The organism is Caballeronia sp. KNU42, assembly GCF_053760385.1.
In genome coordinates, this window is the sequence record NZ_CM132388.1 from 1,699,158 (window position 1) to 1,721,586 (window position 22,429).

At 59.7% G+C, this 22,429-nt stretch carries 19 protein-coding genes and 4 tRNA genes; 12 read left to right on the forward strand and 11 right to left on the reverse strand.

Going from position 1 to position 22,429, the window contains the following annotated elements:
• Positions 1 to 12 precede the first annotated feature (12 nt).
• From ACSOSP_RS07570 to ACSOSP_RS07595, 6 genes are all read left to right on the forward strand, one after another.
• Positions 13 to 858 carry a class I SAM-dependent methyltransferase gene (locus tag ACSOSP_RS07570; protein ID WP_455310391.1) on the forward strand — a complete coding sequence of 282 codons (846 nt, stop codon included), beginning with the start codon at positions 13 to 15 and terminating at the stop codon, positions 856 to 858.
• Positions 858 to 1,316: a ribonuclease HI gene (gene rnhA / locus ACSOSP_RS07575; RefSeq protein WP_089159174.1), complete on the forward strand. Its 459-nt coding sequence runs from the start codon at positions 858 to 860 to the stop codon at positions 1,314 to 1,316. Before ACSOSP_RS07570 ends, rnhA begins: the two co-directional genes overlap by 1 nt.
• A gap of 11 nt (positions 1,317 to 1,327) precedes the next feature.
• A complete protein-coding gene (gene dnaQ / locus ACSOSP_RS07580) occupies positions 1,328 to 2,065 on the forward strand; it encodes a DNA polymerase III subunit epsilon (protein WP_455310392.1) in 738 nt (245 codons plus the stop codon).
• Between the two features lie 79 nt (positions 2,066 to 2,144).
• Positions 2,145 to 2,219, forward strand: a tRNA-Val gene (locus ACSOSP_RS07585).
• A 274-nt stretch (positions 2,220 to 2,493) separates the two neighbouring features.
• Complete coding sequence (locus ACSOSP_RS07590; RefSeq protein ID WP_455310393.1) at positions 2,494 to 2,751, forward strand: type II toxin-antitoxin system ParD family antitoxin; 258 nt, start codon at positions 2,494 to 2,496, stop codon at positions 2,749 to 2,751.
• Positions 2,748 to 3,050: a type II toxin-antitoxin system RelE/ParE family toxin gene (locus tag ACSOSP_RS07595; protein WP_455310394.1), complete on the forward strand. Its 303-nt coding sequence runs from the start codon at positions 2,748 to 2,750 to the stop codon at positions 3,048 to 3,050. The genes ACSOSP_RS07590 and ACSOSP_RS07595 overlap by 4 nt, the downstream gene beginning before the upstream one ends.
• Before the next feature lie 34 nt (positions 3,051 to 3,084).
• On the opposite strand, the gene pepE is transcribed toward ACSOSP_RS07595, so the two are convergent.
• The 3 genes from pepE to ACSOSP_RS07610 all read right to left on the reverse strand — a co-directional run bounded on the left by pepE (position 3,085) and on the right by ACSOSP_RS07610 (position 6,172).
• Complete coding sequence (pepE, locus tag ACSOSP_RS07600; RefSeq protein WP_455310395.1) at positions 3,085 to 3,840, reverse strand: dipeptidase PepE; 756 nt, start codon at positions 3,838 to 3,840, stop codon at positions 3,085 to 3,087.
• 71 nt (positions 3,841 to 3,911) lie between these two features.
• A complete protein-coding gene (locus ACSOSP_RS07605; RefSeq protein WP_455310396.1) occupies positions 3,912 to 4,757 on the reverse strand; it encodes a hypothetical protein in 846 nt (281 codons plus the stop codon).
• 350 nt (positions 4,758 to 5,107) lie between these two features.
• Positions 5,108 to 6,172, reverse strand: coding sequence for a glycosyltransferase family 4 protein (locus ACSOSP_RS07610; protein ID WP_031363417.1), 1,065 nt, complete (start codon positions 6,170 to 6,172; stop codon positions 5,108 to 5,110).
• 940 nt (positions 6,173 to 7,112) lie between these two features.
• On the opposite strand from ACSOSP_RS07610, the gene ACSOSP_RS07615 reads away from it, so the two are divergent.
• Entirely contained in the window at positions 7,113 to 8,951 is a 1,839-nt protein-coding gene (locus ACSOSP_RS07615) for an ABC transporter ATP-binding protein (protein WP_455310398.1), read from the forward strand.
• Positions 8,952 to 9,008: 57 nt separating this feature from the next.
• Here ACSOSP_RS07615 and otsA read toward each other — a convergent pair whose 3' ends face one another.
• Together otsA and otsB are read right to left on the reverse strand one after the other, a co-directional pair.
• Positions 9,009 to 10,388: an alpha,alpha-trehalose-phosphate synthase (UDP-forming) gene (otsA, locus tag ACSOSP_RS07620; protein ID WP_455310399.1), complete on the reverse strand. Its 1,380-nt coding sequence runs from the start codon at positions 10,386 to 10,388 to the stop codon at positions 9,009 to 9,011.
• The gene (otsB, locus tag ACSOSP_RS07625) at positions 10,385 to 11,164 is read right to left on the reverse strand and encodes a trehalose-phosphatase (protein ID WP_455310400.1); all 780 of its coding nucleotides are present in this window, start codon (positions 11,162 to 11,164) and stop codon (positions 10,385 to 10,387) included. The genes otsA and otsB overlap by 4 nt, the downstream gene beginning before the upstream one ends.
• Positions 11,165 to 11,509: 345 nt before the next feature.
• Here otsB and ACSOSP_RS07630 point away from each other — a divergent pair, with 345 nt between their 5' ends.
• Positions 11,510 to 12,139 (forward strand): SCO family protein, encoded by a 630-nt coding sequence (locus ACSOSP_RS07630; protein ID WP_455310401.1) that lies wholly within the window; start codon positions 11,510 to 11,512, stop codon positions 12,137 to 12,139.
• Between the two features lie 126 nt (positions 12,140 to 12,265).
• On the opposite strand, the gene ACSOSP_RS07635 is transcribed toward ACSOSP_RS07630, so the two are convergent.
• Positions 12,266 to 12,754 (reverse strand): GNAT family N-acetyltransferase, encoded by a 489-nt coding sequence (locus tag ACSOSP_RS07635; RefSeq protein ID WP_455310403.1) that lies wholly within the window; start codon positions 12,752 to 12,754, stop codon positions 12,266 to 12,268.
• Positions 12,755 to 13,170: 416 nt separating this feature from the next.
• Here ACSOSP_RS07635 and ACSOSP_RS07640 point away from each other — a divergent pair, with 416 nt between their 5' ends.
• The 3 genes from ACSOSP_RS07640 (at position 13,171) to ACSOSP_RS07650 (ending at position 17,486) form a co-directional block, all read left to right on the forward strand.
• Positions 13,171 to 14,202, forward strand: coding sequence for a hypothetical protein (locus tag ACSOSP_RS07640; protein WP_455310404.1), 1,032 nt, complete (start codon positions 13,171 to 13,173; stop codon positions 14,200 to 14,202).
• Positions 14,203 to 14,247: 45 nt separating this feature from the next.
• Positions 14,248 to 15,369 (forward strand): hypothetical protein, encoded by a 1,122-nt coding sequence (locus ACSOSP_RS07645; protein WP_455310405.1) that lies wholly within the window; start codon positions 14,248 to 14,250, stop codon positions 15,367 to 15,369.
• Positions 15,370 to 17,285: 1,916 nt separating this feature from the next.
• Positions 17,286 to 17,486 carry a hypothetical protein gene (locus ACSOSP_RS07650; RefSeq protein WP_455310406.1) on the forward strand — a complete coding sequence of 67 codons (201 nt, stop codon included), beginning with the start codon at positions 17,286 to 17,288 and terminating at the stop codon, positions 17,484 to 17,486.
• Here ACSOSP_RS07650 and ACSOSP_RS07655 read toward each other — a convergent pair.
• From ACSOSP_RS07655 to uvrC, 5 genes are all read right to left on the reverse strand, one after another.
• Positions 17,455 to 17,528, reverse strand: a tRNA-Cys gene (locus ACSOSP_RS07655). The genes ACSOSP_RS07650 and ACSOSP_RS07655 overlap by 32 nt on opposite strands.
• A 118-nt stretch (positions 17,529 to 17,646) precedes the next feature.
• Positions 17,647 to 17,722, reverse strand: a tRNA-Gly gene (locus tag ACSOSP_RS07660).
• A gap of 58 nt (positions 17,723 to 17,780) precedes the next feature.
• Positions 17,781 to 17,856: transfer RNA gene (locus ACSOSP_RS07665), tRNA-Gly, on the reverse strand.
• Positions 17,857 to 18,014: 158 nt separating this feature from the next.
• Positions 18,015 to 18,611 carry a CDP-diacylglycerol--glycerol-3-phosphate 3-phosphatidyltransferase gene (gene pgsA, locus ACSOSP_RS07670; RefSeq protein ID WP_031363425.1) on the reverse strand — a complete coding sequence of 199 codons (597 nt, stop codon included), beginning with the start codon at positions 18,609 to 18,611 and terminating at the stop codon, positions 18,015 to 18,017.
• Positions 18,612 to 18,696: 85 nt separating this feature from the next.
• On the reverse strand, positions 18,697 to 20,883 hold the full coding sequence (gene uvrC, locus ACSOSP_RS07675; RefSeq protein ID WP_455310407.1) for an excinuclease ABC subunit UvrC: 2,187 nt from the start codon (positions 20,881 to 20,883) through the stop codon (positions 18,697 to 18,699).
• A 197-nt stretch (positions 20,884 to 21,080) separates the two neighbouring features.
• Here uvrC and earP point away from each other — a divergent pair, with 197 nt between their 5' ends.
• Positions 21,081 to 22,283, forward strand: coding sequence for an elongation factor P maturation arginine rhamnosyltransferase EarP (gene earP / locus ACSOSP_RS07680; protein ID WP_455310408.1), 1,203 nt, complete (start codon positions 21,081 to 21,083; stop codon positions 22,281 to 22,283).
• The last annotated feature ends 146 nt before the right edge of the window (positions 22,284 to 22,429 follow it).

Sequence of the window (22,429 nt, forward strand, 5' to 3'; positions counted from 1 at the left end):
ACTCACCCGAACATGTCAGAGCGAACAATTATAGACTGGCCCGCCTGGACACTTTCTGCGCCCGGCCGCTACGTGCTCGACTGGGAACAGGCGCAGCTCGACCGCGTGGTGTCGGATATTTTCGGCTATCACGCGCTGCAACTCGGCCTGCCCGGTCTCGACGCGCTGCGCGAGAACCGCATGCCGTATCGCGGACTCGTGCTCGACACCGCCAGCGCCGCCAGTGCGCCTTTCACCCTGCCCCCGCCCGTTTCGGCCGACGCACGGCCGGGCGTGACGTCGCTGCCTTCAGCCAGCCGCGGCCTGTACGCGCCTGAAGGACGCAGTGCCGTGTGGTGCGACTTGCTCGATTTGCCGTTCGAGGCGCAAAGCGTCGACCTGCTGGTCATGCCGCATACGCTGGAATTCACCAGCGACCCGCATCGTTTGCTCAGAGAGGCCGAGCGCGTGTTGATGCCCGAAGGGCAACTGATCATCCTGGGCTTCAATTCCCTCAGCCTGTGGGGCGCGCGGCAATCGCTTGGCAAGGTCGCGGGCAAGCCGTTTGTCCCGTCCGCACACGAAATGATCGCGTTCACGCGGATCAAGGACTGGATCAAGCTGCTCGGATTCGACCTTGAACGCGGGCGCTTCGGCTGCTATCGTCCGCCTCTCCTGACCGAACAATGGCTGGCTCGATATCAGTTCATGGAAGCTGCCGGCGACCGCTGGTGGCCCATTTTCGGCGCCGCCTACATGATCACGGCCATCAAACGCGTGCGCGGCATGCGTTTGATCGGACCGCGCAAGCTTAAAAAACCTGCCCTCGCACCGGGCCTCGCCCCGGTCGCCACGCCGCATACACGCAACGAGCATTGATGACCTTAGATACCACAGACAAAGTAATCGACATTTATACCGACGGCGCCTGCAAAGGCAATCCCGGCCCCGGCGGCTGGGGCGCACTCCTGCGTTTCGGCGATCAGGAAAAGGAATTGTTCGGCGGCGAAACGCCGACGACCAACAACCGCATGGAACTCATGGGCGTGATTTCGGCGCTCGAGGCGCTCAAGCGGCCGTGTCGCGTGGTCATTCACACAGACTCGCAATATGTGCAGAAAGGCATCAGCGAGTGGATTCACGGCTGGAAAAAGAAGAACTGGATGACGGCGGCGAAAACGCCCGTCAAGAACGCGGATCTCTGGAAGCGGCTCGATGCGCTTGTGGTTCAGCATCAGATTGAATGGCGCTGGGTAAAGGGCCATTCGGGCCACCCGGAAAATGAACGCGCCGACGCGCTCGCGAATCGCGGCGTCACTTCACTCGCCGAAGGTTAATTCTCATCTCTATGCGCCAACTCGTACTCGATACCGAAACCACCGGCCTCAATGCCCGCACGGGCGACCGGATTATTGAAATTGGCTGCGTCGAGCTTGTGAATCGACGGCTCACCGGCAACAACCTGCACTTCTACGTGAATCCGGGACGCGACAGCGATCCGGGCGCGCTCGCGGTGCACGGCCTGACCACCGAATTTCTCAGCGATAAACCCAAGTTCGCCGACATCGCCGCCGAGTTGCGCGACTTCGTCGCGGGCGCGGAGCTGATCATCCACAACGCGCCGTTCGACGTCGGTTTCATGGACGTGGAGTTCGGTCTGGTTGGCATGCCTGGCGTGAAGGAAGTGTGCGGCGGGGTGATCGACACGCTCGTGCAGGCGAAGCAGATGTTCCCCGGCAAGCGCAATTCACTCGATGCGTTGTGCGACCGGTTTGGCATCAGCAACGCGCATCGGACGTTGCATGGCGCCCTGCTCGACTCGGAATTGCTGGCAGAAGTCTATCTGGCGATGACGCGAGGCCAGGAAAGCCTGGTGATCGACATGCTCGGCGAAATGCCTGCGACTGGCGAAGGTCACGCACCACGTATTGCGCTCGATGATTTGCAGTTGCCGGTGCTGGTGGCATCGGAGGAAGAATTGAGCGCGCATGTCGCCGTGCTTGATGATCTCGACAAAGCAGTCAAGGGGACGAGCGTGTGGCGGATCGAGACGGTGATTGCCGTGGAAGCTACGGCAGCTTCCTGATCCTGGCATCGCAATTAGTGAAGCACTCAAAGATTCGCTTTACGAAACGGCCAAGCTCTGACATAATCCAAAGCTCTTCGGGTGGTTAGCTCAGCGGTAGAGCACTGCCTTCACACGGCAGGGGTCACAGGTTCAATCCCTGTACCACCCACCAGATTCGCGTGACCCGCAAGATTAAAAGGCCCTCTGACGAAAGTCTCAGGGCCTTTTTCTTTGCGTTGAAAAAGTGTATTTCGGCTCAGGGCTGGAGCAGCGGCCGAGCGGAAAAATCCGTCATCACGGTGCCAGGGAAGCGATAGGACCCGCCAAGTTAACACGATTTTAATTGCGACCAGATGACCCCGCGCGTTACCTGCAAGGTCGCGGCTTGCATTTGATAATAGTTGATAAGTGGAATAGCATGGAGTGCACATTTTAAGGACACAGCCATGATTAGTGCAGACCTTGGGCAGCAACTCGAAGGGTACATCGCCAAGTTGGTCGAGACAGGCCGATACGGCTCGAAAAGCGAAGTCTTACGCGAAGGTGTGAGGCTCATTCAGGACCGCGAGACGCAGCTTGTCGCGCTGGATGCCGTGATCGGGCGCGGCATCGCCGATTCCGATGCGGACCGGGGCAAGCCCGCTGAGGAAGTGTTCGATCGGCTCGAAGCAAAGTATCGGGCGATGGTGAAAGACAAGCCGTGAAGATTCGGATTTTGCCCGCAGCGGAGGCCGAGCTTGAGGCCATCGGCGATTACATTGCCAGAGACAATCCGCGCCGCGCCATGAGCTTCGTGCGGGAACTGCGAGACAAGTGCCTGGGCCTTGGTGACATGCCGCTCGCCTTCCCACTCGTGCCGCGATACGAGGATCGCGGCGTGCGGCACCGCGTTCATGGCAGCTACCAGATTTTCTATCGTGTCGTCGGCCAGCCCGCCGAGCGAATCGACGTGATTCACGTTCTGCACGGCGCGCGCAACCTCGGCGCAATCCTCTTTCCGTAAAGCGGCAGAAGCCGTCCGGAGGGAGTCCGGACGATCAACCTCCAAACCTAGCCCACCCACTCATATCAGCAGGACCCTTGATGCGCGCAAGCGGAAACGTCTCGTTCTCGCGCAAGGTCTCCACTCGCCCATCGCCGAGAAAGTGCACCCCATGGCGCTCGCCGAGCACCGTGCCATGCGAACCATTAGAATACAAAGCGGACCCTTCAGGCAAAGCAAGCACCTGTTCCGGTGCATTGATCGCAAGGAACTCAGCCAAGCGCTCTTCACGGCTTTCGCCGTTATGCCCGACAGGCTTGCCGCTAATGAAATGTGGATTGACCTGGAACGGGACAAGCCCCAGCGCACGAAGCGTGGGTGGCTGGACGACGGGCATGTCATTAGTGGTACGGATCGTGGGGCACGCTACATTACTTCCCGCACTCCATCCCATGTAGGGAGTACCGGCCATCACCTTCGCGCGGATCGCGTCAACAATGCCAGCATCGTAGAGCCGCTTAAGTAGCGCGAAAGTGTTGCCGCCTCCGATCGCTATGGCCTCCGCCTCTTCTATCGCTGCAAGCGGGTTGTCGAAGCGATGAATCGACTGCAGTGCATAGCCAAGTCGGTCGAACGCCGGCTTGACCAGATCTTCGTAGCCATCGAATCCGAACGTGACGGCCGCGAACGGCACGAACAACACCTTGCGAGGCTCATGCTTCAACAGAACGTGAATCTGCTCGCCGGCATGTTCCAGATAACCGAGTTGGTCCTTGCGCGAACTGCTCATCAAAAGAATGCGCTGTGCCATGCCATACACCTCGTAATGACCGCGCGACGCTGACTGACCCAGACCTCGGCCGCGTCACCGTCCGCCCAGTTTCAAGTCACGATGCTTACGCTCTGACGCAACGACATGTCGAGCGCTCGCGCCGTCTTGCGGTCGCCCTCGCTCGCCAGCGCCGCGCGGAAGACGGTTTTGCGATTGTGTCCGGCGGCAGCGGGCGAATCCCACAGCAGTTCCATCTTGGGGCGCGCATCCCGGCCGAACAAAGCGCGCTTCTTCGGCCCGACAGCGGCAACAGCGACGCCGCTTTCCACGGCAGAGAAAGAGCCATCAGAGCCGACGGCTTCACCGATCCCCTCAGGCCATTTCACCGATAACTCCCGCGCATCGTACTGACCGAGTTTGCGGCTTTCGGCCCAGACGACGGCAGTGCGCGTAGTGGTATCGATGGAAATGGCATAACGGCCGATAGCAAACCGGCGCGCCGCGATATTCGTGCGCCACAGCGCGCGCGGCCGGCAAATCCACAGCACCACACCATAAAGCGCAGGCGCGACGAGCAGCCAGCCATTGGTTTCAGCCAGCGCATGCGCGGCGTTTTTCCATCCGGCCGTCCAAGTAAAGAACCCAACCGACCATAGCGCGAATAGAAAACTCAGCAGCGCGAGCAGCCGCAACGCTTGCCGCAGCCACTGCGGCAACGGATGCAGCGGGCGATCGGCGCGCGCCCGGGCCCCAGGAAGAAACAGCAGCAAGAACAAAAGCACGAGCGTGACGCAAGCCCAAGGCGACGAAGTCATCGCACGCATTGAAGAGAGGTAGCCCATTTGCGACATCGAGAACAACCAGCGCGCGGCCAGCACGAGTCCGATCGCCCGCAGCGCGAACACAGTGCCAGCCCCGGGTGCGGGGCTCGCGCTACTCTGCTTCGTTCTCGCCAAAACTTCGCTCCTGTTCACGACTGTCCTTGTTCGCGCGGTAAGTTCCTCCCGTCGCGCGATGCGATTTTCAAGAGACTTCCACACCTATTACACGTTCGATTCAATGTTGCGCTGCAATTCGCGAGGCCCGCATATTATAGGGAGAATGTCCAAAACGGCAGCGGCCCGGCATGCTCAACCCGACGATAACGCGTGAAGCTTGCCCCTGCAGTGTGTCAAAACAACAACGCCCCGCGCGCCTGACGGCGCACGGGGCGTTGTTTTCGCTCAATCAGCAAGCGGGCGGCAAATCAGCGATCAGGCGGCGTCGGCCAGGATCGCTATCGACCGTAAAAATCAGCCGGCCTTAATCAGCCGGCATTAACTTCGCGCAGAACGGTGCGGCGCTTGGCGCGCAGCAGTTCTTCGTATGTGTGAACATAACGCGCGGCCATGACCTTCGACGAGAAACGCGTTTCGAATGCTTGACGCACCTTGGCGCGCGGCAGCGTGTCGAGGCGCTTCACGGCGGCAATCGCGCTCAGTTCGTCTTCCACGACAAAACCCGACACGCCGTTTTCGATCACTTCCGGCACCGATCCACGATTGAACGCGATGACAGGCGTACCGCAAGCCATGGCTTCGATCATCACCAGGCCAAACGGCTCCGGCCAGTCGATCGGGAACAGCAGCGCGTGCGCGTTGCCGAGGAATTCAGTCTTCTGCTGCTCGTTGATCTCGCCGATGTACTCAACATGCGGCAGCGCGAACAACGGCTTGATCTGCTCTTCGTAATACGCGCGGTCGGCGTTATCGATTTTCGCCGCGATCTTGATCTTCATGCCCGCTGCGCCGGCAATACGGATTGCCCGGTCGACGCGCTTCTCCGGCGAAATACGGCCGAGGAACGCGAGGTAGCCCGGTTCCACGTTGGGAATCGGCTTGAGCAGGTTTTCCGGCAGGCCGTGATACACGGTCGAAAGCCAGTTGGCTTGCGGCAACGGCTGACGCTGGTTGTCGGAGATCGACACGACCGGCGCGTCGTTGAACGTGCTGAAAATGGGCTGCAGTTCCGGCAGGTCGAGACGGCCGTGCATGGTCGTCAGGAACGGCACCGGCTGGCGCGAGAACAGCGAGAACGGATAGTAGTCGATGTGAAAATGCAGAACATCGAATTCGTCAGCGCGGCGGCGGACTTCTTCGAGCAGCAGCATGTGGGGCGCCATCGTGTCGCGGATGGTCGGGTCGAGGCGCAGCGCCTGCGGCCAGAAAGCTTCGAGCTTCGCCGACGTTTGCGAATCACCGCTCGCGAACAACGTGACGTCATGACCGGCTTCAACCAGGGCTTCGGTCAGATAGGACACCACGCGCTCCGTGCCGCCGTAGAACTTCGGGGGAACGGCTTCGTGAAGAGGCGCGATTTGAGCGATTCGCATGTTCGGAAACTCCTAATAATGTCAGGCAAAATTGATGCGCTTGGCATCGGTCATTAAATTAAGCGAATCGCCCTACCCGGGCTTGGCACGGTGCTGGTGTTTCCAGCGGAATGGCCAAAAGCACGAGAAAAAATCGCGATGCTTCGCTGTTTGCTTGGGTCTTGCTGCTGCTGTGGGTGTCGGGCGTCTGTTTCAGAGCGTGATCAGGCAGAGCAAGATCGATTCCATCTCGTAAAAGCAACGCACCCAGCCATAAACGCACAAACTGCGCAGCCGTTGACCGGAACCTACAACAACCTGTCAAAACGCCTAAGGGGAAACCCGGAGCCAAGTATCCCGGTTTTTACAAGGTTTCCAATCTTACATTTCAACTTATTTACGTTGTTACATCGTCGATACACTTTGCAAGCCCTTGTTTAACAAGGCTGTTCTACGCTGATCGACATGAACAAAACCCATCGCAACCACGCGCCAGAGAGCAAGACGCTGCGACATCCTTCAAATCCCGGCCACGCCACGACGCACCAGCCAAGTGCCGGATTTGCCATTTAGCGCCGCTATCAGGTAGCGGGACCGCGACGTGCTTTCACCCTGCGAAGGGCGTCATTTGCGTCATTTGCAATTCAAGCCAGCGCATGTCGGGGTACCGCGAGCAGCACCGGGCTGACCGTGCACGGTGCAAGACGCGTCGTCAGCGGGCATTGATTGCCTGGCTCAGACAACACACTTTTGCCGAAAATCAGCCTAGGCTGATGGATACGCACCACGGAAAGCATTATGCGAGGCGATTTGGCTCGCTACACTCGCTACAATTCAGCAATCGGTGCTGCACGCCACTGGCACGCTATGCCGCGCTGGCCAGACGAGTGGCCAGACGCGCCGCACATGTGGCCACGTCGAAGCATCGCGCTCAACCGCTCTACTCGACCGAAAACAACCATTGGACCAACTCACCGTCTCTCAGCGTAACGTGCACAACGCCAAGCTAGCGAGCTATGCAAATCGCCCGCTGGCCTTCCTGTTCCGTTACATCCGCCGGCATCCGGTCGCGCACGCTACCGTGCTTTCCAGCGTGCTGGCTGCGGTCGGCTGCGCGCTCGCCTCGCAATACGCGATCAAGCATCTGATCGACGTACTCGGCCAGGGCCGCGGCCATCCCGGTCCGCTCTGGTCCGCCTTCATGATCCTGGTCGGCCTGATCGCCGCCGACAACATGCTGTGGCGGGTCGGCGGCTGGGTCGGCGCGCATACGTTCGTCGTCGTGACGGGCGACTTGCGGCGCGACCTGTTCTCCTACCTCAGCGGCCATTCCCCCACCTACTTCTCCGAGAAGCAGCCCGGCATGCTCGCCAGCCGGATCACGGCGACGTCGAACGCAATCTATACCGCCGAAAACACCATGGCGTGGAACGTGTTGCCGCCGTGCATCGCGGTGATCGGTGCGATCGTGATGATAGTCGCCGTGAATCCGATCATGGCCTGCTGCCTGATGCTGGCTTCAGCCATTCTCGCGTTTGTGCTGTACCGGCTCGCCGGACGCGGCTCCGCACGGCATCACACGTTTGCCACGAAAGCGGCGTCTGTTGACGGCGAGCTGGTCGATGTGATCGGCAACATGGCGCTCGTGCGTGCATTCGGTATGACGTTTCGCGAGCAAAAGCGCTTCGGCTCGACGGTCAAGGCCGAAATGGTCGCGCGTCAGCAAAGCTTGCTGTATCTCGAGAAGCTGCGGCTGTTCCACGCCGTCGTGACCGCGATTCTTTCGGCCGGGTTGCTCGGCTGGGCGTTGTGGCTGTGGTCGAAGGGGCGCGCCACGTCCGGCGATATCGTGCTGGTCAGCTCGCTCGGCTTCACGATTCTCCACGGCACCCGCGATCTGGCGGTTGCCCTCGTGGATGTGACGCAGCACGTCGCGCGTCTGGCGGAAGCCGTGCAAACGCTGCTGGAACCGCATGGCATGCCCGACCGGTCCGACGCAACGGAACTCGTGCCGCAAGGCGGGCGGGTGGACTTTGAGGAGGTCACGTTCGCGTATCCGCGCCGTCGCCCGATCCTGGATAAATTCAACCTGCACATCGAGCCGGGTCAGCGGGTTGGCCTGATCGGCAAGTCGGGCGCCGGGAAATCCACGGTGCTCGCGCTGTTACAACGCTTCTACGAACCGCAGGGCGGCGCCATCAAGGTCGACGGGCAGGATATCTCGCTGATCACGCAGGACAGCCTGCGGATGTCAATTGCGCTTGTGCCGCAGGACATTTCGCTGTTCCACCGGACCGTGTACGAGAACATTGCGTATGGTCGCCCGGACGCGTCGCGCGAAGAAGTGCTCGCCGCCGCCCGCGAGGCGCGCTGCTCGGATTTCATCGACGCCATGCCGGAAGGGTTCGACACAATCGTGGGCGACCGTGGCGTGAAGTTGTCGGGCGGGCAGCGTCAGCGCATCGCCATTGCGCGCGCGATCCTGAAAAACGCGCCCATCCTGCTGCTGGACGAAGCCACGTCGGCGCTCGATAGCGCGTCGGAAGAAGCGATCCAGCAGGCGCTCGACCGGCTGATGGTCGGCCGTACGGTGATTGCGATCGCGCACAGGTTGTCGACGCTGCAAGGCTTCGACCGGATTATCGTGATGAGCGCCGGCAAGGTGATCGACGACGGTTCGCCGGAACAGTTGCGCAACCGGCCGGGGTTGTATCGGGAATTGCTGTCCAAGCAGCATGGCAAATTGCCGCCGGCGACCATGCCCTCGCAACAACTCGCGGCGAAGGCAGAATCGACCTGAGTTTGCGTCACCATCGATAAACGCCGCTTCGGATTCATCAGACCGAAGCGGCTTTTTTTACGCCTGCAGATCGCGCATGAAGTTGTCACGCCAGACGGAGACGTTGTTTTCTCGGAGCTGGGCGAACATGTCCGTGTAGCGAGCCTGTCGCTCTTGCAGCGGCATCGCGAGGGCCGTGGCGAGTGCGTCCGCCATACCGTCGATATCCAGCGGATTCACGATCAGCGCTCCGTTCAATTCCTGCGCCGCGCCCGCGAATTGCGACAGGACCAGCACGCCGGGATCGTCGGGATCCTGCGCCGCCACGTATTCCTTGGCGACCAGGTTCATGCCGTCGCGCAACGGCGTGACGAACCCCACATGCGATGCGCGGAACAATGCGGCAAGCACCGGACGCTCATATTGCCGATGGATATAGCGGATCGGCGTCCAGTCAAGCTCCGCGTAGCGCCCGTTGATGCGCCCGGATTCCGCTTCCAATGCCAAGCGAATGTCGCGATACGTGTCCATATCGGCGCGTGTGGGCGGCGCGATCTGGATGAACGAGACGTTGTTGCGCTGCGCCGGCTGATGTTCCAGCAGCTTTTCGAACGCGCGAAAGCGTTCGACCAGACCCTTCGAATAGTCGAGCCGGTCGACGCTCATGATCAGCTTGCGATTGTGCAGCGTCGTCTTGACGGTCTGCACTTCGCGACCGCTTTCGCCGTCCTTGGCCAGCGAGGCGATCTCGTCGGGATAAACGCCGATCGGATAAGCCGCCGCCCGCAAAGTCTTGCCAAACGCGCTCACGGTATTCGGCTCGCCGGCAATGCGAATGACCGAGCCATTCGCCTCAGTCTCGATGTAATCGCAGAACGCGCGAAGATCGGGCGCTGTCTGGAAACCGAGCAGGTCGAAGGAACACAGCGCCTCGACCAGCACGCGATGCCGCGGCACGCTAAGCAGAACCTGCGCCGCTGGAAACGGAATGTGCAGGAAAAAACCGATGCGGTTCGTCACGCCTTCATCGCGCAACGCCTGGGCGAACGGAATCAGGTGATAGTCGTGGACCCAGATGACGTCGTCGGCTTTCAGCAGCGGCGCCAGTTGCTTCGCGAGCCAGCGGTTGACGCGGCAATATCCATCGAATTCATCGCGGTCGAACTGGATCAGATCCGGCCGATAGTGAAACGCCGGCCACAACGTGGCGTTCGAAAAGCCGCGGTAGTACTGGTCATAGTCGCGTTGCGCGAGGCCGATGGTCGCGAACGTCACCCGGCCGCGCTCCTCCAGCGTGATGGCTTCCGGCGGCTCCGCGACCACGTCGCCGCTCCAGCCGAACCACATGCCGCCGGTTTCCTTGAGCGCGTCGTAGACACCCACCGCCAGACCGCCCGCCGCCGGGCCGCCCTCGGAGATCGGCGCGACCCGGTTCGAAACAATGATCAGCCTGCTCACGAATGCGTCCCTTTAGAACCTTCAGACCCTTCGGCGCCGTCAATTCCTGCAATACGCCGCAGCCAGTCGAGCAGCGCGCCAACCGAATCCACGCGCGAATGCGCGAGCGTGTCGCCCGCACCGACCTTGATCGACACCCCATTGCGCTCGTTCACCACCGCGAAGCCTTTCTCGTCCGTCAGGTCATCGCCGATAAACACCGGCCGGCGGCCCGCAAACGGCGGCTCATTCAGGAAAGCTACCACCGCGCGGCCTTTATCGACGTCTTTTGGCTTGATTTCATAGACCATCTTGCCGGGCTGCAGCACGTAAGCATCGGCGTATTGGGCGACGAGTTTCTCGGTCGCCTCGCGCGCCGCCATGCCACGCTCAGGTGCATTGCGGTAATGCAGCGCGAGCGCCGCACCCTTGATCTCCAGCAGCATGCCAGGGTTGGCCGTCACCACGCCTTCGAGCACGTGCTCCATACGCAGGAGCCGCTCGTCGTTGAAACCGACGCGATGGACATCCGCGTTCGAATCGCGCCGCTCGGCGCCGTGCAAACCTGCCACCGGCAGGTCGGGCATTGAAAGAAACGAGTCGATGCTGTCAATCCCTCGTCCCGACACGATCGCGACCGCGCCATTGGTCGCGCGGCGCAATGCGCTGAGGATAGCCGGCACAATCGGCTGCACGATGATGCCGTCCGGCGTGGGCGCAAGTTCGACGAGCGTGCCGTCGAAATCGAAGAAAAAAGCGGTCGTAGCGAGCGGAAATTTGTCTGGGAGGTTTTGCATCTATGTCTGCCTTTCAGCCGGAGAAGGACCGGAAAAGTGTGCGCATGTTACCGCGCTTTGTAACCCCGTCTGGGAAAGCGGCGTTGGAGCTTTCCTTGCGCGCTCGTCCAGGAAACCAACATCAGTGTTACGTACCACGCAGCTTTCGAACCTGCTTCAATCGCTTTCAGCCCTGTCTGGCAACTCTGCGGCATAACGCCTCGGCCACGCGCCGGCGCGGCTGTACACCCGGCGTAAGCTTCTATTCTGAGATAGAGTCGGCACCCGGATGGATCCACGGACAGTTCCTTGATGATCCATCCGCGTTGGCATCTTGATGCACCCTACCCTCGTCCGAGTTGCAAAATGTCTTCCAGGTTCAGTATTCAATCCAAGGGCTGGTTCGCCGCATTGCTCACCACCCTGATTCTGAGCGCCGGTCTCGCCGCGTGCTCCCGCCCTGATACCACACCCTGGAAGCTGACCGATGTCAGCGGCCACCTGCCCGACCTGGACTTCAAGCTCACCGACGATACCGGCAAACCCGTCACCGGTCAGTCGTTCGCCGGCCAGACAACGCTGGTGTACTTTGGCTACACCCACTGCCCGGACGTGTGCCCGGAGACCATGGCGCGGCTGATGCAAGTCATGCAGCAGCTTGGGCCTGACGCAAAAAACACGCGCATTGTGTTTATCACCGTCGATCCCGCCCGCGATACCGCAGCTGCGTTGCATGACTACGTGCGCGCGTTCGATGCCCAGCACGCGGTTGGACTGACCGGTACGGACGGGGCGATCGAAAGCATTGCGAAGCGGTATCGCGTGGCTTACCAGATGGAAAAACGCGAACCTTCCGGCGCGTATGACGTCACGCATAGTTCGGCCGTGTATATCTTCGATAGCCACGGCCACGCGCGCCTGCTCGCTACTGAGAGCGACTCCATCGATACGATCACACACGATTTGCGCCGCGTGATCGACTCGACTGGCTCCTGAATTCATTACCGGACCCAGCGTCTGCGTCAACAGGTCTTCGAATCCCTGCTGGCTCGATGCGTGGGAGCCGGCTTCCGCCATGGCTATGGTGGCCGTGTTGTTCGCCAGCGGCGCGAGAAAAGCAGGCTATAAGCGGCGCATCCAGATGTGCGGGATGTCGTCTTCCACGTGAACATCGGAGATTGGCTCGAAGCCGAAACTCGCATAAAAGCGCTGCAATCGCGCTTGTGCGTGCAGGCGTATCGGCCGGCCGGGCCATTGTTCGCGGATAAAACCCAACGTGCGTTCGAGCATCGCCTGACCTAACCCGATGCCACGGAAGCCGGCTGTGGTCAGCACCCGGCCGATGCGGATATCGGCGTCTTCAGTATCACCCTCAGTGTTCGGCAGCAGGACTCGCAGATAACCGGCGAGCGCCGGCCGTGCATCCGCCAAACGCGGATACACAAGCAAATGCCAGGCATCGGCATCCTTCCCATCGACGTCCCCATACACACAATGCTGCTCCACCACGAACACTTCGCTGCGCGCGGCGAGCATGGTGTAGACGTCAAGCGCACTGAGATCGGCAAATGGTTTCCAGCGCCAGTCGAATTCGGAAAATGGCTCAGTCATAGGATCTTCTTCGGTGGAATTCTTTTGCGCCGCGCATGGGAGAAACGAACATGCAGGCAGGCCTGAACCGCTAATTATGCCGCGCTTACACCCGCGACAGTGTCTCCTTGCCTCTCCACCGCACACACTGGCGGGCGTCGGAAGGCAAGCAAAACAGTTTGGCAGCGCCCCGCTAACTGCTAATCCTTACCGACATTGTGCTTACGCCTCGATTAACTCTCCGTTAATGACTCGCCGCCATGAGTGCATCGAAATAACCGTTCCCTGGTTAAGTTAAACGAACCTTAACGAACTGGTAACAAGGTGTAACTGTTGTGGAGCCCCCTGTAACGCAGGGAAGATAACGATTAATTAGACTAGCCGTCACCCAGTCGGGCGCTTCATTTTCACGTCGCATTTCTTGAGTGGTGCGCTCTATGATTTCGGTAGACCAGATAAGGCCATCGCAATCCGTCGCAAGCGAGATGTCGATAGTGCACGAATATGCATGGCCCAAGCCGGCACAACGCCTGTCCAGTACGTTTTTCAAACTTGTTTATCGCTGGTCCCATTCCAATGCGTTTCGACATAACGAGCGTTTATGGCACGGCGTCTCCATTAAGCGGGATTCGCGCGGATTTCTGGCGCATATGTCGATTGACGGTCACGAATTGCCGCTGGAGAATCCGGATGATCTGATCGCATCCCGGACAGGTGATTGCCATCTGATTGCCACGGGCCCCTCGGTCAATGACATCGATTATAGTGCGCTTGATCTGCATAACGTCATGGGAGTCAACGGCGCAATCGCTTTACAAGACACGCATCCAGTTCGATTTGAATATTATTGCATCGTGGATGCCGGGTTTATTCGAAAGCGCCCTGATCTGGTCGCGCGCGTACTTCAGCAAAAGCTGACGTTATTCGCGACCCCATTGGTATTGTGGTATATCGCGCAGTACTTCCCGCTATCCCAATTCCGTTGCCGGGTATTCTTGGTTGAAGATATTCAATATCCCGCTTGCAAGCGCGCGTTACTTAAACACGAACTCCTTTCTACGCACGCAAGCCCGGATCTCGTGCTGTTCGACGAAGAACCGGCGCTGGGTTTCAGCTTCAACATCAGGCGGGGCATATTCGATGGCCGCACCGTGGCTTATACGGGTTTGCAAGTGCTCACCTCCCTCGGGTTCAATACCATCTTCATGCATGGACTCGATTTGCTGAACGCGGCGCAGACACCGCGCTTCTACGAGACCAAAGAGAGCATGCAGCCGAGCGCGTTGGACCGTGATTTTAGTTCCTTCATAGAACCGTCGTTCCGCCATGCCGCCCCGCTGCTAAGCCGTCGCGGCGTACGGGTGGTGAATCTCTCGGCGCAGAGCGCGCTTGGAAGCGACATTATCGAAAAGGACGACTGGCATTCGCTGGCTCCTGCCTCTCTCGAGCAATCTCTTGAACAGGAATAGTTCGCGGCTGAAGCCGCATGTCCAGACCGGGCGCGGGATCGCTCGATGAAGGTTGTTCACATTTCCAATACGCCGGTTGCCGGAAGTCCCGGCAATATTGTTTCCGCACTCAATCGGCTTACGGATGTCCAGGCGCGGCATATCGTCTTCAATAGCAGCGCGTACCGCAGCCGAACCTTTGCGGTGGATCTCGACTGGACGACTCAGCAGCAGGAAGCGCTCGACGTCGTAGCGGACGCCGACGTCATTCACGTCCATCAGTTCTTCTCGTTCGATGAGACATTCGGTCCGAATTTCCACCAGCGGTTCGGCACGAAAAAAATCATCAAGCAATATCATTCGGCCCCGGATCTCTGGGCCAAGGGCGACGCCGGAGTGGTCCAGCGGATTGTCTGCGAGGACGTGCCGCAACTCGTTATTGCGCAGGGTCCCGAGCGCTATTACCCCTTCGCCCGGGTGGTTCCCAATGTGATCCCGCTGAACGATCCCCGCTACCTGCCCGGCCCTGAAAGCCGCAGCAATGCGGACGACATACCGATCGTTACGTTTTCTCCGAGCGGCCGGTCATCGGCGTGGAAAACCCGCTGGGAAACGAAGGGCGTTCCGCAGACGCTCAAGCTGTTGCGCAGACTGGAGCGCAAGGGCTTGTGCAAACTTCAATTGATTGTCGATACACCGCATGACGCGTGTTTGCGGGCCAAGCAACAAGCGGCGATCGCCATCGACGAATGCGTGACTGGCAATTATCACTTGAGTGGCCTGGAGGCGTTGTCGCAAGGGAAACCCACGTTGGGTCATCTGGACAATCGCGTTCAGTCGCAGTTGAGAGCCATGACGGGCGCGCTTGAATTACCCTGGATCGATGTGCGGCTAGAGGAGGCCGAGGGTCCGCTTCGTGAACTTCTGTGGGATCGGGCGCTGCGCGCGGAGTTGGGCGCGGCCTCGCGGCAGTGGATGGAGACCTACTACCAGGAAGCGGCGATGGTCGAGCATTATCGACGCGCGTATGTTGATCTCTTTGAGGCGCCGTATCGCTTCCATGATCGACGCTTCGTCGGGGTTGGCGAACCCTGGCTTGCTGTGGCATTGCCCAATCATCGCTGGGCCGCGCGCAAGCGTGCCAACAGCCGGTGGAGAACGCTCGTTGAGACGGTGCGCGGACGTTAAAGCGCGGACTGAATTCAACCCACTTCTTAGAACGCCGCAGACAAAAAAAAGTCCGCAGCAACGACTAGTGGATTCAGAGCAGCGGAGCCGCTGGCCGCGTTTCAGGCAACCGCTACGCAACGATCAAACAACGAAAACCTACGACCCGATTGAATGCGCTGACCTGCGCAAGGTAGATCGCAACATATATTGAAGCTCGCCGGAACCGGCGAGCTGCACGGCGCGAAGATCGGCAGCGCGTGGGTATTTCTGGAAGATGACGTGGTTTCGTTTCTTCGCAGGAAGATTCAGGAGCAGTCGAACGCACGACGACAGGGGGCGCATGAGGCAGAGGCGGACGCGAAGTTCGCTAAGGCCGTCGCACGGCAATTCGACGCGCCTGATCGGCGACGTCCAGATCGGCGAACGTGCGTACTCCTCCCCTTAAGAGGCGCGCTCCTGCTCAGCATGAGTAGATTATCCAGTGCAATGCTCGCGCTATAATTGCATCCTTCGAAACGTGGCATGGGCCTCCCTTCAGATGATGAGAAATCGGCGCCCACGCCGCGCTGCTGCGTTGCTCGGAAGATTTGCTCCATCGGGTGTGCCTAGGCGGATATTCGGGTTTCCACCGGATTTGGAGAAGCCCCTGTTTCTCTGGACCGATGACAGGAAACTCAAAGAGCACTCGAAATATCGTGACGCCAAGTCTGGCGACGCTGACGCCGCGATTGACCTGGTCTCAGAGCTTGCATTGCCATTACTTCCAGAGCTTATAGCTCGGATGGAGCGAGGCGATCTGTCTAGTGACCCTGTCATTGTCGCCCCTCACGCGCGTGAGGCTAAGGGCGACAACGCAATCCCTCAGGTTCTCGCGACTATGCTTTCCATAGCTGGGGGCCAGTTAGACGAGAAGATCGTACAAACGACAAAGGTCTATCACACCGGTGCCGATGCGATGGAACGCCTCATTGCCAGGGCATCATTCACTGGCAACGTACTTAGGGGAAGGGACTACATCCTTGTAGACGACGTGACTACACTGGGCGGGACGTTGTGCGATCTGTCTGACCACATTCGTCGAAACGGCGGAAACGTGATTGCGGCTGTCGTCCTAGTTAATGCTAGTCGCTCTGGTAGACTGTGTCCGGTCCCTAGGACCGTACAACGCTTAGAGAAGGAGTATGGTCATGTCATCCGCGAAACTTTCGGAATCGAGCCGGCTGCGCTCACGGCCGACGAAGCCCAGTACCTCCTTGGGTTCCGTACAGCTGAGGAAATCAGAGGTCGAGTCGCTAAAGCGAGGGAAACGACAAATCTCCGTCTCCGCGCAAAAGGCATTTTCTTCCCTCAAACAGAAAGTCGACTCCGACAAAGGCCGCCGTTAAGGCGAATGCGCATTGCTACCTCGGCGAGTGCGCAGTCCAACATCAACCACTGGATCGGTAAGCCCAAGCGATAAGCTACCTCCCAAGGTTTTTTCACCACATTCGGACAGCCAGATTGCCGCTCTTGACGGTCCAATCAAAGCAACGCACGAGGGCACCCGTATAGTGACGAATGGTCGATGGAGCCATCACGTCGCAGCGCTTCAATGCAGTACCCACCGCGCGGTCCATTCATAACTCACAGCCGTAAGCGCCTACCCTTTCCATCGGTCGAACAAGGTGTTAGGCAGAGACGTCCGAGGCCGGCATCAAGACCTTGCCGAGATAGGCTCGGGAAGCAAACTTCAACCGTGACGACGCTGCCGCGTCGCGCGACCTCGTCTTCACGAAGAATGGGGGCATCTAAGAGTTGCTCGATGGGGCGCACGTAAGCGTCACCTTCCTCCTCGCTATCGAACGTAAGCGAAAGTGGTTTTGGTAGCGGGCCCTTGCGCCGAATTGCGTATTCCCACGTCCCTGAAGAACGCAATCTCTTTGTTGGCATATCCCGTGGCAAAACTCGCATCGACTGCCAATGAGCCGATTTACGCGTGGTTTCGCCTGTTTTTCGAGTGGTTAGAGAGGGCTTTCTACCACTTCAGAGGGCGCATTTCCATATATGGAAATGGTTTAGACAAAGAAAAAGCCCTGACAAGTCAGGGCTTTTTCTTTGAATCTCTGGAGGCGCGAGCCGGAGTCGAACCGGCCTAAACGGCTTTGCAGGCCGCTGCATAACCGCTTTGCTATCGCGCCAGAAGCGGGGACGTACTTGTTGCAATCCGCGTCAGGCAAAACCAACCAGCGCCAACCCAACGACAACATCTTGACCTGGTCCACCAAACAAAAAGGGAAGCTTGGCTTCCCCTTTTTTTGGAGCGGGAGACGAGGCTCGAACTCGCGACCTCAACCTTGGCAAGGTTGCGCTCTACCAGCTGAGCTACTCCCGCATGGTCCTGCACTTTGCTGCCAGCCACCGGCTTACCATTGCCAATGACCTCTTTAATCTGGAGCGGGAGACGAGGCTCGAACTCGCGACCTCAACCTTGGCAAGGTTGCGCTCTACCAGCTGAGCTACTCCCGCATCTTGCCGACTTCTTCTGCCAATTTACTGCTTTTGTACTTCATCAGGCTTCGCGCTTTTCTGCGTGCACCCGACAGAAACGAGATTATGGAGAAGCCCAACTTTAGTGTCAAGAGCTTTGTATGTGCCCCATCACTTTTAACGCGCTCCGATCTGAATCAAAGCATTCCACCTCGTTCGCGGATCTGCGGCCACGCGAGCTTCATGTAATAGAGCATGGACCAGACCGTGAGGAACGCAGCAACATAGATCAGCCAGAGTCCCCACACACGCGTATCGATAACAAGCGGCGTACCGGCAATCTTCAGCGGTCCGTAGAACAGCAGCATGGGGATGGCGACCATCTGGCAGACGGTCTTGAATTTGCCGAGCGAATTCACCGCCACGCTCTTCGATGCCCCGATCTGCGCCATCCATTCCCGCAACGCCGAAATCGTGATCTCACGTCCCACGATAACCAGCGCAATCACCGCGTTCAGCCGCATCAGTTGCACGAGCACGAGCAGCGCGGCGGTGACCATGAGCTTGTCCGCAACGGGATCGAGAAACGCGCCGAATGCCGATGTCTGATTGAGCTTGCGCGCGAGGTAGCCGTCGAACCAGTCGGTCAGCGCGGCCAGCACGAAGATGACCATTGCAAGCAGGTTGCGATGGTCCGGGCTCATCATCACGTCCGGCAAATAGAAGACGCCCACGACGAGCGGAATCAGCACGATTCGCAGCCACGTCAGGAAAATCGGAAAATTAAACGGCATGGGCGTGACTCTTATAGAGAGGTGCCATTGTGCCGCGTCGCCCTATATGTCACAAGACGACGGGCCGCACGGCCGGACGTTGCGCTCAATGCAACTGCCGGTAGATCTGCTCGGCGAGCGCCTGCGAAATGCCTTCGACGCTCGCCAGATCCTCCACGCTCGCCGCCTGCACGCCGCGCAAACCACCGAAGCGCGACAGCAGCCGCTGGCGCCGTTTCGCACCAATGCCTTCGAGCTCCTCAAGCCGCGATGTCTGCCGCGTCTTCGCCCGTTTCGCGCGCATGCCGGTGATTGCAAAGCGGTGCGCTTCGTCGCGGATCTGCGCGACGAGCATCAGCGCGGCGCTCTCCTTGCCGAGTTCGAGCGCTGCGCGGCCATCGGCGAAAATCAGGGTTTCGAGGCCCACCTTGCGCCCTTCCCCCTTCGCCACACCGACCAGCATGCTTTGATCGAGGCCCAGTTCGGCGAACACTTGCCGCGCGATTTCGACCTGGCCCTTGCCGCCATCGATCAACACGATATTCGGTAAGCGACCGCCCGATGGGACCGGTTCAGCGACATCGGCTTCGGCGGGACCGACCGCCCCTGACTCCGCTTGCGCTTCGCCCTCCAACTCTTCCTCTTCCTGCGGCGGTTCATCCGCAGCTCGCGCTGCCGCCTGCGCCAGCATCTTCTCGTAGCGGCGCGTGAGGACCTGGCGCATGGCGGCGTAATCGTCGCCCGGCGTAATGCCGGTGATGTTGTAGCGCCGATATTCAGCCGACTGCATCTTGTGATGGTGATACACCACGCACGACGCCTGAGTCGCCTCGCCCATCGTGTGACTGATGTCGAAACATTCGATCCGCAACTGCGCGAGATCATCCATTTCAAAGCTCAGGGTGTCGGCAAGAGAACGCGTGCGAGCCTGCTGCGAACCCTGTTCGGACAACAGCCGCGCGAGCGCGAGCTTCGCATTCGATTCAGCCATCGACAACCAGGCGCGCTTTTGTCCCTGCGGCTGACGCAGCACCACGACCTTGTGCCCGGCCTGCTCGATCAGCAGATCGACCAGCTCGCGGTTCGTGGGTGCATGGCTCACCACCAGCACCGGCGGCACGCGATTGCCGATGTAATGCTGGGCGATGAACGCCTCCAGCACCTCAGCCTCGAGCGCGCCCTGACGTTCCGATTCGGTCGCGTCATCCAGCGGCGCGGCGCCGGTTTCGGCAATTTCCTCCTGCATTTCAACGGTCGTAGCGTGGGCCTCGAACGCCTGTTCGCGCGCTGCGAGCGTGCCTGATGGCAACGCGATCTCGTCCGCATTTGCATCGACTTGTTCGATCACGATATTCGCCACGCCTTCGACGAAGTCATCGCCGGCAAGCTCTTCCGGCATCGCGTCTTCTATTGCCAGCGCCGCCTCGACGTGCGTCGGGAAATAGGCTTTATCGCCGAGATGCCGGCCGCCGCGCACCATCGCGAGGTTCACGCACACCTTGCCGCCCAGCGCGACGACCGCGAGGATATCGACGTCGTTGTCGCCCCCTACCTCGATGGCCTGCTGATGCAGCACGGTGGACAGCGAGCTCATCTGGTTACGCACAGCCGCGGCCTGTTCGAACTTGAGATCGGCGGCGAACGCGTGCATTTTCTGCTCAAGCTCCTTCATCACTTCGCCCTGGCGTCCGAGCAGGAAACGCGATGCGTTCGACACATCGCGCGCGTAATCTTCCTCATTGATGAGGTCGACGCACGGTGCGGTACAGCGCCCGATCTGATGCAGCAAACAAGGCCGCGTGCGATTGGTGAAGACGGAATCTTCGCAGGTGCGCAACTGGAAAACGCGCTGCAGGATCTGGATGCTTTCGCGCACGGCCCACGCGCTTGGAAACGGACCGAAATACTGGTTCTTCTTGTCGACGCCGCCACGGTAATACGCCATGCGCGGAAACTTGTGTCCGGTTAGCTTCAGGTACGGATACGACTTGTCGTCGCGAAACAGGATGTTGTAGCGCGGCGCGAGCGCCTTGATCAGATTGTTCTCGAGCAGCAGCGCTTCGGCTTCGGACCGTGTGACCGTGGTTTCGATCTTGCGGATACGCGTGACCATCATCGCGATGCGCGGAGAAAGCAGTGTCTTCGTAAAATAGCTCGACACGCGTTTTCTCAGGTCGCGCGCCTTGCCGACGTACAGCACGTTGCCCTGCTCGTCGTAATAGCGGTACACGCCTGGCAAATGCGGCAACTGAGCCAGGCTTTTTTTAGGGTCGAAAACGTCGGAGTCTGTCATGCAGGGATGATGGCGGGGAGCGCGTAGCTTGAGTTCAGCAAAATAGTCTTATAGGTTTCGGGCGGAGCGTGGACCGAGCACGGAACTGTCACGCAGCGCGCCGCCCGAATCGTTATCCTTGAAAACGCCAGTTTAGTTCAAACCGCTGCCCACCATTCTTCACCATTCATTGGCGGTTCATTGCCGCTCTATTGCCCATGCCGTCTTCATCGGAACAATTGCCGGCTGCTTCCGGCCATGCCAGCGTCGATCCCGGCGCTCCCGCCACCAATATCGCGTGCGATATTTTCTGCGCGGTCATCGACAATTTCGGCGACATCGGCGTCTGCTGGCGGCTCGCGCGCCAACTGGCCAGCGAACACGACTGGCAAGTGCGGCTGTTCGTCGATGACCTCAAGGCCTTTCATGCGCTCTGCCCCGACGTCGATCCCGCGCTCGACCGCCAAAGTGCGGCGGGCGTGATGATCGAGCACTGGCATGCGCCGTCGCACGCCGGCGACACGCTGCAAATCGCCGATGTCGTGATCGAGGCGTTCGGCTGCGAATTGCCGGCGGTATATGTAAGCGCGATGGCGCGCCGCGAGAAGAAGCCCGTGTGGCTGAATCTCGAGTATCTGAGCGCGGAGGACTGGGTCGCGGATTTCCATCTGAGGCCATCGCCGCATCCGCGCCACGCGCTCGACAAGACATTCTTTTTCCCCGGCCTGGGCCCGGGCACCGGTGGCGTGCTGAAAGAGCGTTTTCTTGACACCGAGCGCGAGACGTTCGATCGCGATGCCTGGTGGCGCGCGCGTGTTGGCATCGCGCCGCCGTCGTCCGGCACGACCGTCATTTCAATGTTCGCGTACGAAAATCCGGCCATCGAAAAGCTGCTTGAACAATGGCGCGATTCCTCCATGCCGATCGCGTTGCTCGTGCCGGAAGGTCGCATTTCCGGTGCGGTTGCCCGGTTTTTCGGCCTGCCGGACTTTAGAGCGGGGGCGAAGGCGTCAAGCGGGTCACTCTCGGCCTACGCGCTGGGTTTTGTCGAACAACCGCTTTTCGATGCCCTGCTCTGGGCCGCCGACCTGAATTTCGTGCGCGGCGAGGATTCGTTCGTGCGGGCGCAATGGGCGCAAAAGCCATTTGTCTGGCATATCTACCCGCAAGGCGACGACGCGCACCTGCCGAAACTCGACGCCGCGCTCGCGCACTATGCGAACGGCCTCCCGGACGGGGCGCGGGCGGCGCTGGAACGCTTCTGGCACGCGTGGAACGGCGCGGGCGCGCCGGACTGGGACGATTTCTGGCAAAACCGCGCGCTGCTGGAACGGCGTGCGGCCGATTGGGCCGCGGAACTGGCAAGCGTTGGCGATCTGGCTGGAAATCTGGCGGAATTCGCGAAAACTCAGTTAAAATAAGCGGTTATCCAACGGCTTGCAGTTCGGAACGCCATCAGTTCCGGACGAATTCGGAAGAATTCGGACGATTCCCACAGTGGCCCGTTGTGGAACAAGCACGGTGGGAATCGTTACCATAGTCAATGAATAGTCAGTGAGGCGGCTAC